Here is a 13,008-nt window from a genome sequence, read left to right on the forward strand (position 1 = left end):
CACGGCGTCCCCGGGGGCGGGCTGGGCGGGCCGATCCGCCGCCGGGGCGCGCGGACGGGCAGTCCGGGCCGACGTCCTCGCCGTTTGTGGGCTTCCTCCAACCGTGGGCGTCCGCGGCGGCCCGTACACTGGCCGACTGAGCCTCCGCATCTGGCGGACCACCACAAGGAGGACGTGTGACCGATCCCGACCTGACCACCACGGCCGGCCGGCTGGCCGACCTGCATCGGCGGCTCGAGGCGACGGCCGCGCCCGGCGGCCCGGACGCCGTCGAGCGCCAGCACGCTCGCGGCAAGCACACCGCGCGCGAGCGGATCGACCTCCTCCTGGACGAGGGCTCCTTCGTGGAGCTGGACGCGCTGGCCGTGCACCGCACCACCGCGTTCGGCATGGACGCCAAGCATCCGGCCGGCGACGGCCTGGTGTCCGGCTTCGGCACCGTGGACGGGCGCCAGGTGGCCGTCTACTCGCAGGACTTCACCGTGTTCGGCGGCTCGCTGTCCGAGCGCAACGGCCAGAAGATCGTGAAGGTCCAGGAGTTCGCCGCGCGCAACGGCTGCCCCGTGATCGGCATCCTCGACGGCGGCGGCGCGCGCATCCAGGAGGGCGTGGCCTCCCTCGCCCAGTTCGCGGACATCTTCCGGAACAACGTCCTGGCCTCGGGCATGATCCCGCAGATCTCGCTGATCATGGGCCCCTCCGCCGGCGGCGCGGCCTATTCGCCGGCGCTGACGGACGTCGTGGTGATGGTGGACCAGACCTCGCACATGTTCATCACCGGCCCGGACGTGATCAAGACCGTCACGGGCGAGGACGTGGACATGGAGACCCTCGGCGGCGCCCGCTCGCACAACGCCACCTCCGGCACCGCCCACTACATGGCCTCCTCGGAGGAGGACGCGATCGCCTACGTGCAGGAGCTGCTCGAGCTGCTGCCCTCCAACAACCTCGCGGAGGCCCCGACCTTCGAGGCCGCGGACCCGGAGCCCACGGACGAGGACCTCGCCCTGGACGAGATCGTCCCGGACTCCGCCCACCAGCCCTACGACATGCTCGAGGTCATCGCCTCGATCGTGGACGAGGGCCACCTGCTGCAGCTGCAGGAGCTGTATGCGCCCAACGTGATCACCGGCCTGGCCCGCCTGGACGGCATGAGCGTGGGCGTCGTCGCGAACCAGCCGATGCAGTTCGCCGGCACCCTGGACATCGCCGCCTCGGAGAAGGCCGCGCGGTTCGTGCGCTTCTGCGACGCGTTCAACATCCCGATCATCACCCTCGTGGACGTGCCCGGGTTCCTGCCCGGCACGGACCAGGAGTTCAACGGCATCATCCGCCGCGGCGCCAAGCTGATCTACGCCTACGCCGAGGCCACCGTGCCGAAGCTGACCGTGATCACGCGCAAGGCCTTCGGCGGCGCGTACATCGTGATGGGCTCCAAGAAGCTCGGCGCGGACCTGAACCTGGCCTGGCCGAGCGCCCAGATCGGCGTGATGGGCGCCCAGGGCGCCGTGAACATCCTGTACCGGCGCGACCTGAAGGCGACGGCGGAGGCGGGCGGCGACGTCGACGCGCGCCGGGCCGAGATCGTGGCCGACTACGAGGCCGAGCTGCTCAACCCATACCAGGCCGCCGAGCTGGGCTACGTGGACGCCGTGGTGCCCCCGCACGCCACCCGCGGCCAGCTCATCCGCGCCCTGCGCGCCACCCTGCACAAGCGCGAGGCCCGCCCCGCCAAGAAGCACGGGAACATGCCGCTGTGAGCGCCCTGCTGGGCCCGGGCGCCCCGGACGAGAACGACGAGTCGACGCAGGCCACGCCGCCGTCGGCCGACCCGCTGCAGCTCAGCGGCCCGGAGTTGGAGCCGGAGGAGATGGCCGCACTGGCCGCCGTCCTCGAGGCGGCCGCCGCGGCCCGGGCCGAAGCCGCCCGGCTCGCCGCCGAGGCCGCCGACCCCCGCCCCCTGGACCGCACGCTCCGCCGTCGCGGCGACCTGGGCCTGTGGGCCCGGCCCGGCCGCGGTCAGTGGCGTCAGGGCGCGGGCCCGCAGTGAGCCGGGACGCGGGCGCCAGCGCCTAGAGTGCCGGTATGACCCAGCACACCCCTGAGGCCGCCGTCGACGGCGCCCGCACCCCGTCCGCCATCGACGCGCTCGCCGAGCGCTACGTGACCGACCTCCTCGCCCTGCATCCGGACACCGCCACCGAGCTCGGCTTCCCGGGCCGAGAGACCGAGTACACGGACTTCTCCCCCGCCGGCGCCCGCGCCGACGACGAGCTCAACGCCCGCCTGCTCGAGGACTTGGCCGCGCTCGAGCCGCAGGACGAGACGGACCGCGTCACGAAGGCGGCTATGCAGGAGCGCATCGGCCTCGAGCGGGAGATCCACGCGACCGGCCGCACCGAGCTGAACAACATCGCCTCCCCTGCCCAGGGCATCCGCGCGGTCTTCGACCTCATGCCCACGGACACCGCGGAGCAGTGGGGCCACATCGCCGGCCGCCTCGAGAACCTGCCGGCCGCCCTGCGCGGCTACACGGAGTCCCTGCTCGCCTCCCGCGACGCCGGCCACGTGGCCGCGGTGCGCCAGGTGGACATCGTGGTGGAGCAGGCCCGCGCCCACGGCGCCGCGGGCGGGTTCTTCCCGGGCCTGGTCGAGCGGGCCGAGGCAGCCGACGTCGTGGACGGCGCCCTGGCCGCCCGCATCCGCTCCGGCGCGGACACCGCCGCGCAGGCCTACCGCGACTTCGCGGACACGCTCGAGGCCGAGCTGCGCCCGCACGCCCCGGAGGCGGACGGCGTCGGGATCGAGTACTACCGGCTGGCCTCCCGCGTCTTCCTCGGCGCCGAGATCGACCTCGAGGAGACCTACCGCTGGGGCCAGGAGGAGCTGGCCCGCATCATCGCCGCGCAGCAGGCGGACGCCGAGCGCATCCGGCCGGGCGCCACGATCGAGGAGGCGCGCGCGATCCTGGACGCGGACCCGGAGCGCACCCTGAAGGGCACCGAGGCCCTGCGCACATGGATGCAGCGGCTCTCCGACGACGCGGTCGAGGCCATGAAGGAGCACTTCGAGATCCCGGCCCCGATGGACCGGCTCGAGTGCATGATCGCCCCCACCCAGGAGGGCGGCATCTACTACACCGGCCCCTCGGACGACTTCTCCCGGCCCGGCCGCATGTGGTGGTCCGTGCCCCCGGGCGAGGACGAGTTCACCACGTGGGCGGAGACCACCACGGTCTACCACGAGGGCGTGCCGGGCCATCACCTGCAGATCGCCACCGCCATGATGAACCGGGCGAACCTCAACCTGTGGCGCCGCAGCTTCTGCTGGACGTCCGGCCACGGCGAGGGCTGGGCGCTGTATGCGGAGAAGCTCATGGAGGAGCTCGGCTTCCTCGACGACCCGGGCGACCACCTCGGCATGCTGGACATGCAGCGCATGCGCGCGGCCCGCGTCGTGTTCGACATCGGCTACCACTGCGGCTTCGACGCCCCCGAGTCCGAGGGCGGCGGCGCGTGGACCCCGGAGAAGGGCTACGCGTTCCTGGCCAAGCACCTGATGATCTCCGAGGGCCAGCGCCGCTTCGAGTTCACGCGCTACCTCGGCTGGCCGGGGCAGGCGCCGGCGTACAAGGTGGGCCAGCGCATCTGGGAGCAGATCCGCGCCGAGCACGAGCAGGCCGAGGGCGCCGACTTCGACCTCAAGGCCTTCCACACCCGGGCCCTGCGCCTGGGCGGCATGGGCCTGGACACCCTGCGGGAGGCGCTCGCGTGATCCCGCACGACGACGGCGCGGCCGGCCCCGGCATGAGCCTGCGGCTGGTGCTCGGCTCGGCCTCCCCCGGCCGGGCGGAGGTCCTGACCCGGGCGCGGGTGCCGTTCCGCGTCGTCGTCTCGGGAGTGGACGAGGCGGCCGTGGGCGCGGCGGCGGGCGACCCGTCGCCGGCGGAGCTGGCGGGCCTGCTGGCGGAGGCCAAGGGCCGCGATGTGGCCGCCCGTGTGGCGGGCGCCGGCGTCGAGGCCCCCACGCTCGTGCTCGGCTGCGACTCCGTGTTCGAGTTCGAGGGCCGCGCCCACGGCAAGCCCTACGAGCCCGAGGTCGCCGTCGAGCGCTGGCGCGCCCAGGCCGGCCGGGAGGGCGTGCTGCATTCGGGCCATTGGCTGGGCCTGGTGCTGCCGGAGCCCGGGGTCGGGTCCGGGATGGCCGCGGAGGCGGGCGTGGTGTCCGCCGTCGTGCGCTTCGGCGCCGTCACCGAGGCCGAGATCCAGGCCTACGTGGCCACGGGCGAGCCGCTGCACTGCGCGGGCGCGTTCACGGTGGACGGCGCGGGCGCGGCCCTCGTGGACGGCGTGGACGGGGATCCCAACGCGGTGATCGGGCTGTCCGTGGCGTGGCTGCGGCGGGCCGCGGCGGCCCTGGGCCAGGACTTCACCCGGTTGTGGGAACCCTCCAACGCGCAGCGCTGATCCGGCGCGACAGGGCCGCGTGCCTCGGAGGGTTCCGCCACAACGAGTAGGGTGCTGGTCAGAGTCGGCGCCGTCCCGCGCCTTTCGCCCCACCGGGTGAGGGGCACGACCCCGGACGTGGCGCCCGCACCCCCAGCCGTGATCGTCCGAGGAGTCCATCGCCCATGAGCATCGCCGACGCACCGCAGGCCTCGGTCGTCCCGCCCGTCGACCCCGCGGCGGAGCGCCGGTTCTCCCGGGTGCTGATCGCCAACCGCGGCGAGATCGCCGTGCGCATCATCCGGGCCTGCCAGGACGAGGGGCTGACCTCCGTGGCCGTCTACGCCGAGCCGGACCGGGACGCCCTGCACGTGACGCTCGCGGACGAGGCCGTGGCCCTCGGCGGGGAGACCGCCGCCGACTCCTATCTGGTGATCGGCAAGATCCTCGACGCCGCCGAGCGCGCGGGCGCGGACGCCGTACACCCCGGCTACGGCTTCCTCTCCGAGAACGCGGACTTCGCGCGCGCCGTGGCTGACGCCGGCCTCGTGTGGATCGGCCCGCCCGCCGAGGCGATCGACCGGCTGGGCGACAAGGTCTCGGCCCGCCAGCTGGCCACCAAGGTCGGCGCCCCGCTGGCGCCGGGCACCACCTCCCCCGTGACCGGCACGGAGGAGGTCGTCGCGTTCGCGGACGAGTTCGGCCTGCCGGTGGCCATCAAGGCGGCCTACGGCGGCGGCGGCCGCGGCATCAAGGTGGCCCGCACGCGCGAGGAGATCTCCGAGTTCTACGAGTCCGCGGTCCGTGAGGCCGTGGCCGCGTTCGGCCGGGGCGAGTGCTTCGTGGAGCGCTTCCTGGACAAGCCGCGCCACGTGGAGACGCAGTGCCTGGCGGACGTGCACGGCGACGTCGTCGTGATCTCCACCCGCGACTGCTCGCTGCAGCGCCGCAACCAGAAGCTCGTGGAGGAGGCCCCGGCGCCGTTCCTCACGGACGAGCAGAACGCCCGCCTCGTGGAGTCCTCCAAGGCGATCCTGCAGGAGGCCGGCTACGTCGGCGCGGGCACGTGCGAGTTCCTCGTGGGCCAGGACGGCACCATCTCCTTCCTCGAGGTGAACACGCGCCTGCAGGTGGAGCACCCGGTCTCCGAGGAGATCACCGGCATCGACCTCGTGCGCGAGCAGTTCCGCCTGGCCCGCGGCGAGGCCCTCGGCTACACGGACCCGCAGCCCCGCGGCCACTCGATCGAGTTCCGCCTCAACGGCGAGGACCCGGGCCGCAGCTTCCTGCCCGCCCCCGGCCGGCTCACCACGTTCCGCATGCCCAGCGGCCCGGGCGTGCGCGTGGACTCCGGCGTGGTGGAGGGCGAGACCGTGTCCGGGGCCTTCGACTCCATGGTCGCCAAGCTGATCGTCACCGGCGCGGACCGCCGCCAGGCCCTGCAGCGCGCCGCCCGCGCCCTGCGCGAGGCCGAGATCGTCGGCATGCCCTCGGTGCTGCCCTTCCACCGCGCCGTGGTGCGCGACCCCGCCTTCGCCCCCGAGATCGCCGGCTCGGAGGAGCCGTTCTCGGTGCACACCCGGTGGATCGAGACGGAGTTCGCGAACCACATCGAGCCGAGCGCCCTCACCCCGGCCGAGCCGGCCCCCCGCGAGGCACGCCACACCGTGACCGTGGAGGTCAACGGCAAGCGCGTGGACGTCACCCTGCCCACGTGGGGCGAGGCCCTGCACACGATCTCCGGCGCCGCCCAGCGGGCCGGTGCGGGACGACGCCGGCCCCGCGGCAAGCGCGGCGCACCGGTGGCCGCGGCCGTCAGCACGGACGCGCTGACCGCCCCGATGCAGGGCACCGTGGTGAAGGTCGCCGCCGAGAACGGCCAGACCGTGGCCGAGGGCGACCTGATCGTGGTCGTGGAGGCCATGAAGATGGAGCAGCCGCTCGCGGCCCACCGCGCGGGCGTGGTCAGCGGTCTCGAGGTCGAGCCGGGCCAGACGGTCACGGCCGGCACGGTGATCGCCACCATCGCCGACGCGGAGTGAGCCGCCGGCGACGACGGCGGGGAGCGCCGGCGTCGTGGGCTGGTTCCACATGGTGGACGACGGGGACATGACTCTCGCAGATCGGCGTGACGAGGCTTAACCTGACACGCATCTTCGTCTCACATCGTGGTCGTTCGCGACCCCCTGTGCCCGTCATACCAGGGAGACACCATGTCCCACTCCACCCCGCCCGCGAACCCGGGCGCCCCCACCGATCTCACGTCGGACGCGGTCGCCACTGCGGAGGAGGTGCCCCGCTCGCGGGTCATCATCGCCTCGCTCGTGGGCACCTCGATCGAGTTCTACGACTTCTACATCTACGCCACGGCCGCCGTCTCGGTGTTCCCGCTGATCTTCTTCGCGGGCGGCGACGACAACACGGCCCTGCTGGCCTCCATGGCCACCTTCGGCGCGGCGTTCGTCGCCCGGCCGCTGGGCGCCGTCGTCTTCGGCCACCTGGGCGATCGCGTGGGCCGCAAGACCACGCTCATCGGCTCGCTGCTGACCATGGGCATCGCGACGTTCCTCATCGGCCTGCTGCCCACGTACTACCAGATCGGCCTGTGGGCGCCGGCCATGCTGACGCTGCTGCGCTTCTTCCAGGGCCTGGGGCTCGGCGGCGAATGGTCCGGCGCCGCCCTGCTGGCCACCGAGTATGCCAAGGACGGCAAGCGCGCGCAGGCGGCCATGTGGCCGCAGCTCGGCGCGCCGATCGGCTTCCTGCTGGCCAACGGCCTGTTCCTCGCGCTCGTGCTCGGCTTCAGCCACGACTCCACGAGCCCGGTGCTCGACGGCCCGTTCCTCACGTGGGTGTGGCGCGTGCCGTTCCTGCTCTCGATCGTGATGGTGGCCGTGGGCCTCTACGTCCGCGTCAAGCTCGAGGAGACCCCGGTCTTCCAGCGCGCCCTCGACCGCGACCAGCGTGTGAAGGCGCCGCTGGGCGAGGTGTTCCGCCGCAACTGGTGGGAGCTGATCCTGGGCACCTTCGTCATGTACGCCACCTACGTGCTCTTCTACCTGATGACCACGTGGATCCTCTCCTACGCGATCGGCAAGCCGGCCAACGGCTTCCTGGGTGTCCCCTACGCCGAGTTCCTCGTGCTGCAGCTGGTCGGCATCCTGTTCTTCGCGGCGTTCGTGCCGGTCTCCGGCCTGCTGGCGGACCGCTTCGGCCGCCGTCCCACCCTGATCGTGATCTCGGTGCTCATGGTGCTGTTCGGCCTCTCATTCGGCCTGTGGCTCGCACCGGAGAACATGGGTGTGGGCGCGGAGCTGAACGTGCCGCTGATGCTGACGTTCCTGGCCACCGGCATGACGCTCATGGGTCTGACCTTCGGGCCCATGTCCGCGGTGCTGCCTGAGCTGTTCCCCACGAACACGCGGTACACCGGCTCCGGCATCGCCTACAACGTGTCCTCGATCCTCGGCGCGGCGCTGACCCCGTTCATCGCCGCCTGGCTGGTGCAGAAGTTCGACGTCTCCTACGTCGGCTACTACCTGGCCGCCGCCTCGGCGATCACCGTCATCGCGCTGGTGCTCTCCCCCGAGACCCGCCACACGGACCTCGACACCGTCACCTCGGCCCGGGAGCGCCGCGCCGCACGCTGACCCCGCCCGGTTCCCCGCCCGGGGCCCCCGCCCCCACTTTCGAACGTGACATCGGGGGAATGGACGCTTTCGGTCGTGAGATAGGCCCTATCTCACGACCGAAAGTCGTCTCTGGGTCAGATGCGCACGTGCAGGCGGCGCGCCGCCTCCGCGATCGACCCGGACATGGACGGGTACACGGTGAAGGTGTCCGCGAGGTCGTCCACGTGCAGCTTGTGCGTGACCGCGAGCGCGAGCGCGTAGATCAGCTCGGAGGCGCGCGGCGAGACCACCACACCGCCGATCACGGTGCCGGAGCCCTGGCGCGCGAAGATCTTCACGAACCCCTCCTCCGCGCCGGACATCTTGGCGCGAGGGTTGGTGTGGAAGTCCAGGCGCAGCACGTCCGCCTGGTACTGGCCGGAGTCCACCTGCGCCTGCGTGACGCCCACGGTGGCGATCTCCGGCGAGGTGAAGATGTTCGAGGCCAGCAGGTGCGGGCGCAGCGGCTTGAGGGCGTCGCCGAGCAGGTGGGCGACGGCGATGCGCCCCTGCATGGCCGCCACCGAGGCGAGGGCGAGCTTGCCCGTGCAGTCGCCCGCCGCGTAGATGCTCGGCACGGACGTGCGGGAGACGCCGTCCACGAGCACGTGGCCGGAGCCGGTCAGCTTCACGCCCACGTCGTCGAGGCCGAGGCCCGCCGTGTTCGGCACGCCGCCGACGGCCACGAGGGCGTGGGAGCCCTCGATCGACGGGGTGTCCTCGGCGCCCTCGCCGGAGAGGTGCACGCGCACGCCGGTCTCGGTCCGCTCGACGGACTCGGCCCGGGAGCGGGAGACCACCCTGAGGCCGTTGCCCTCGAAGACCTTCTCGAGCAGCTCGGCGGCGTCGGCGTCCTCCCCGGGGAGCACGCGGTCGCGCGAGGAGACGAGGGTGACCTTGGCGCCGAGGCGGTTGTAGGCCGAGGCGAACTCGGCGCCGGTGACGCCGGAGCCCACGACGATCAGGTGCTCGGGAAGCTCCTTGAGGTTGTAGACCTGCTTCCAGTTGAAGATCCGCTCGCCGTCCGGGACGGCGGTGGGCAGCTCGCGGGGGCTCGCGCCGACGGCCACGAGGATCGCGTCCGAGGTGATGATCTCGGGCTCGGCGCCGGCGTCGGCGTCGTCGAGGGCGCGGACGGACACCTCGTGGGGGCCGACGACGCGGCCCACGCCGTCGATCACCCGGACGCCGACCCGCTCGAGGCCCGCGCGGATGTCCGAGGACTGCTCGTGGGCCAGGTTCAGGATGCGGTGGCCGACCCGGCCCATGTCCGCGTGGACGTCGCCCCCGCCGAGGTCGACGCCCAGGTCAACGGAGGCGCCCACGCGGCGCATCGAGTCGGCGGCGGCGATCAGCGTCTTGGAGGGGACCACGTCCGTGAGGACGGCCGCGCCGCCCACCCCCTGGCGCTCGACCAGGGTCACGCGGGCGCCCAGCTTCGCGGCCACCATGGCGGCCTCGTAGCCGCCGGGGCCGCCGCCGATGATGGTCAGGGACGGGATGAAGGTGCTGTTTTCCTCGCTCACGGGCTCCATTGTGTCCGCCGCGGACGGGAAAGTCCTAGCCCGCGCTCACGGGACACCGCCTAGACTCCACGACGTGACCGACCAGACCAGCATCCCCTCCCCCGACTCCCCCTTGACCGGCGACCATCCGGGCTTCGCCGAGGCCCGCGCGGCCGCCGACACCATCGCCCGGGCGACGGGCGTGGCGGAGCACCGCGTCGCCGTCGTCCTCGGCTCCGGCTGGGGCGAGGCCGCCGGCCTGATCGGCGACGAGGTCGCCGCCGTGCCGCTGGCCGAGGTGCCCGGCTTCCACGCCCCGAAGGTGCCCGGCCACAACGCGGTGATCCGCTCGGTCCGACTGCCGGACGGCACGCACGCCCTCGTCTTCGGCTCGCGCACGCACTTCTATGAGTCCCGCGACGCCCAGGCCGTGGCGCACACCGTCCGCACCGCCGCCGCCGCCGGGGCGCGCACCGTGGTGCTGACCAACGGCTGCGGCGGCCTGGACCCGGAGATCGCCCCGGGCACCCCCGTCCTGATCGCGGACCACATCAACCTCACCGGCGCCACCCCGCTCGTCGGCGCCACGTTCGTGGACCTGACCGACCTCTACTCCCCGCGGCTGCGTGCGATCGCCCGTGAGGTGGACCCGTCCCTGCGCGAGGGCGTGTACGTCCAGTTCGCCGGCCCGCAGTACGAGACCCCCGCCGAGGTGCGGATGGCGCGCACCCTCGGCGGCGATCTCGTCGGCATGTCCACGGCACTGGACGCGATCGCGGCCCGTCACGCCGGGCTGGAGGTGTTCGGCATCTCGCTGGTGACCAACCTCGGCGCCGGCATCTCGGAGACGCCGCTGTCCCACGCCGAGGTCGTGGAGGCCGGTCAGGCCGCCGGCCCGCGCATCGCGCGCCTGCTCGCGGACATCGTGGGGCGGCTCTGATGCCCGCGCATCCCCCGCACGACGACGTCGCCGCGCTCCCGGAGGACGTCCTCGCCCGGGCTGAGCGGTGGGCGGCGGAGGACCCCGACCCCGCGCACCGGGACACCCTGCGCGCCGAGCTCGACGCGGCCGCCGGCGTCGGCCCGGAGGCCGCGGCCGCCCGGGCGGCGCTCGCCGACCGCTTCGCCGGGCCGCTCGCCTTCGGCACCGCCGGCCTGCGCGCCGAGGAGGGCCCGGGCGAGTCCCGCATGAACCGGCTCGTGGTGCGCCGCACCGCGGCGGGTCTGGCCGCCCACCTGTGGGACGGCGTCGGGCGGGACGCGGCCCCGCCGCTGGCCGTCGTCGGGTACGACGCGCGGCGCGGTTCGGCCGCCTTCGCCGCGGACACGGCCGCCGTCCTGACGGCCGCGGGCGTGCAGACCGTCCTGCTGCCAGAGGCGCTGCCGACGCCGGTCCTCGCCTTCGCGGTGCGCCATCTCAGCGCGGACGCGGGCGTGATGGTCACCGCCAGCCACAACCCGCCCGCGGACAACGGCTACAAGGTCTACCTCGGCGGGCGGCTCACGGACGAGGCGGGTCGGGGGGCGCAGATCGTCTCCCCCGCGGACGCGCAGATCGCCGCCCGCATCGACCACGCGGCGTGGACCGCGGACATCCCGCTCGCCGACGACGGCTGGACCGTGGCCGGGCCGGACCTGCTGGAGGCCTACCGCGCGGCGGCCCTCGGCGTGCTCGACGACGACCGGCACGGCCACCGCGACCTGCGCGTGGTCTACACGCCCCTGCACGGGGTGGGCGGCGCCGTGGTCCCGGGCCTGCTCGAGGACGCCGGCTTCGGCCCCGTCCACGTGGTGGCCGAGCAGGCCGCCCCGGACCCGGCCTTCCCCACGGTCGCGTTCCCCAACCCGGAGGAGCCGGGGGCGATGGACCTCGCCCTCGCCCTGGCCGCCGAGGTGGACGCGGACCTGGTGATCGCCAACGACCCCGACGCCGACCGCCTGGCCCTGGCCGCGCCCGTCACCGACGCGCACGGCGTCCGCACGTGGCGGATGCTCTCGGGCGACGCCGTCGGGACGCTGCTGGGCGCGCACGCGATGCCGGCCCTGCACGCGGCCGGCCGCAGCGCCGCGAACTCCGTGGTCTCCTCCCCGCAGCTGGCCGCCCTGGCGGAGGCGAACGGGGTGACGCACCACGTCACGCTGACCGGCTTCAAGTGGATCTCCCGCGCCCCGGACCTCGGCTTCGGCTACGAGGAGGCCCTCGGCTACTGCGTGGACCCGGACATGGTGCGGGACAAGGACGGCATCACGGCCGCCCTCATGGCCGCGGAGCTGGCCGCCGCCCTCACGGCGCAGGGACGCGGCCTGATGGACGCCCTGGCCGACGTCGACGCGGTCACCGGCGCCATGCCCAGCGCCCAGGTCTCGGTCCGCGTGGCGGACCTGTCCCTGATCGCCCGCACCATGACGGCCCTGCGTCAGCAGGCGCCGGCCACGCTCGCGGGCGAGCCGGTCACCGTGCGCCGGGACCTGGCCGCCGGCGGGGACGGGCTGCCGCCCACGGACGCGCTGCTGTTCGCCACCGACTCCGGCACCCGCGTCCTCGTGCGCCCCTCCGGCACCGAGCCGAAGCTCAAGTGCTACCTCGGCACCCGGGACGCCGACCCGGCCGCGGCCGCCGAGCGGCTCGAGGCGCTGCGCGCCGAGGTGACGGCCCTCGTGGGCGGCTGAGCCTCGGTAGGCTGGCGGACATGACCGTCTCCCTCACCACCGCCGAGCTGGCGAAGTACATCGACGCGACCGCCCTGAAGGCCGACACCTCGGAGGCGGACGTGCGCCGCCTCGTGGCCGAGTCCCGCGAGGCCGGGGTCAAGAGCGTCTGCATCAACCCCGTGTGGGTGCCGCTGGTGGCCGCCGAGCTCGCGGGCTCGGACGTGCTGACCTGCACCGTGATCGGCTTCCCCCTCGGCGCCAACGCCTCGGAGGTCAAGGCCTTCGAGGCCCGGCAGGCGATCGACGCCGGCGCGGACGAGGTGGACATGGTCCTCGACGTCGCCGCGGCCCGCGCCGGGGACCGCGACCGGCTCGTCGCGGACGTCCGCGCCGTGGCCGAGGCCGCGCACGCGGACGGCCCCGCAGGCGACGGCGGGGCGCTGCTCAAGGTGATCGTGGAGACCGCCCTGCTGGACGACGACGCGATCGTCCTGGCCTGCGAGGCCGCGGTCGAGGCCGGGGCGGACTTCGTGAAGACCTCCACGGGCTTCTCCACCGCGGGCGCCACCGTCGAGCACGTCGCGCTGATGCGCCGCACCGTGGGCGAGCGCATCGGCGTGAAGGCCTCCGGCGGGGTGCGCACCCGCGCGGACGCCCTGGCGATGATCGAGGCCGGCGCCACCCGGATCGGGGCCAGCTCCGCGCTTGCTATCCTGGGATCCGACTGACTCGCAT

General features: G+C 73.8%; 10 protein-coding genes. 9 read left to right on the plus strand and 1 reads right to left on the minus strand.

Annotation, left to right across the window (positions count from 1 at the left end; all coding sequences use genetic code 11):
• The first annotated feature begins 176 nt into the window (after nucleotides 1-176).
• From ACUJ8O_RS08845 to ACUJ8O_RS08870, 6 genes are all read left to right on the plus strand, one after another.
• Nucleotides 177-1,760, plus strand: coding sequence for an acyl-CoA carboxylase subunit beta (locus tag ACUJ8O_RS08845; protein WP_002854382.1), 1,584 nt, complete (start codon nucleotides 177-179; stop codon nucleotides 1,758-1,760).
• Nucleotides 1,757-2,050 (plus strand): hypothetical protein, encoded by a 294-nt coding sequence (locus tag ACUJ8O_RS08850; protein ID WP_235187762.1) that lies wholly within the window; start codon nucleotides 1,757-1,759, stop codon nucleotides 2,048-2,050. Before ACUJ8O_RS08845 ends, ACUJ8O_RS08850 begins: the two co-directional genes overlap by 4 nt.
• Before the next feature lie 35 nt (nucleotides 2,051-2,085).
• Nucleotides 2,086-3,774 (plus strand): DUF885 domain-containing protein, encoded by a 1,689-nt coding sequence (locus ACUJ8O_RS08855; RefSeq protein WP_036317347.1) that lies wholly within the window; start codon nucleotides 2,086-2,088, stop codon nucleotides 3,772-3,774.
• Nucleotides 3,771-4,466, plus strand: coding sequence for a Maf family protein (locus ACUJ8O_RS08860; protein ID WP_036340598.1), 696 nt, complete (start codon nucleotides 3,771-3,773; stop codon nucleotides 4,464-4,466). The genes ACUJ8O_RS08855 and ACUJ8O_RS08860 overlap by 4 nt, the downstream gene beginning before the upstream one ends.
• Nucleotides 4,467-4,630: 164 nt before the next feature.
• Entirely contained in the window at nucleotides 4,631-6,487 is a 1,857-nt protein-coding gene (locus tag ACUJ8O_RS08865) for an acetyl/propionyl/methylcrotonyl-CoA carboxylase subunit alpha (protein ID WP_036340595.1), read from the plus strand.
• A 171-nt stretch (nucleotides 6,488-6,658) separates the two neighbouring features.
• Complete coding sequence (locus ACUJ8O_RS08870; protein ID WP_445373321.1) at nucleotides 6,659-8,095, plus strand: MFS transporter; 1,437 nt, start codon at nucleotides 6,659-6,661, stop codon at nucleotides 8,093-8,095.
• Between the two features lie 116 nt (nucleotides 8,096-8,211).
• Here the strand turns inward: ACUJ8O_RS08870 and ACUJ8O_RS08875 are convergent, their stop codons facing one another.
• Nucleotides 8,212-9,651, minus strand: a complete 1,440-nt coding sequence (locus tag ACUJ8O_RS08875; RefSeq protein ID WP_186315064.1) for an NAD(P)H-quinone dehydrogenase — start codon at nucleotides 9,649-9,651, stop codon at nucleotides 8,212-8,214.
• Between the two features lie 64 nt (nucleotides 9,652-9,715).
• On the opposite strand from ACUJ8O_RS08875, the gene ACUJ8O_RS08880 reads away from it, so the two are divergent.
• Genes ACUJ8O_RS08880 through deoC form a run of 3 tightly spaced genes read left to right on the plus strand, consistent with a single transcriptional unit; the run spans nucleotide 9,716 to nucleotide 13,001 of the window.
• Nucleotides 9,716-10,561: a purine-nucleoside phosphorylase gene (locus ACUJ8O_RS08880; protein ID WP_044659714.1), complete on the plus strand. Its 846-nt coding sequence runs from the start codon at nucleotides 9,716-9,718 to the stop codon at nucleotides 10,559-10,561.
• Nucleotides 10,561-12,291: a phospho-sugar mutase gene (locus ACUJ8O_RS08885; protein WP_063188790.1), complete on the plus strand. Its 1,731-nt coding sequence runs from the start codon at nucleotides 10,561-10,563 to the stop codon at nucleotides 12,289-12,291. Before ACUJ8O_RS08880 ends, ACUJ8O_RS08885 begins: the two co-directional genes overlap by 1 nt.
• Before the next feature lie 20 nt (nucleotides 12,292-12,311).
• Nucleotides 12,312-13,001, plus strand: coding sequence for a deoxyribose-phosphate aldolase (deoC, locus tag ACUJ8O_RS08890; RefSeq protein WP_036340586.1), 690 nt, complete (start codon nucleotides 12,312-12,314; stop codon nucleotides 12,999-13,001).
• The last annotated feature ends 7 nt before the right edge of the window (nucleotides 13,002-13,008 follow it).

The sequence above is a fragment of the Micrococcus sp. EWR3.9.1 genome (assembly GCF_052615555.1).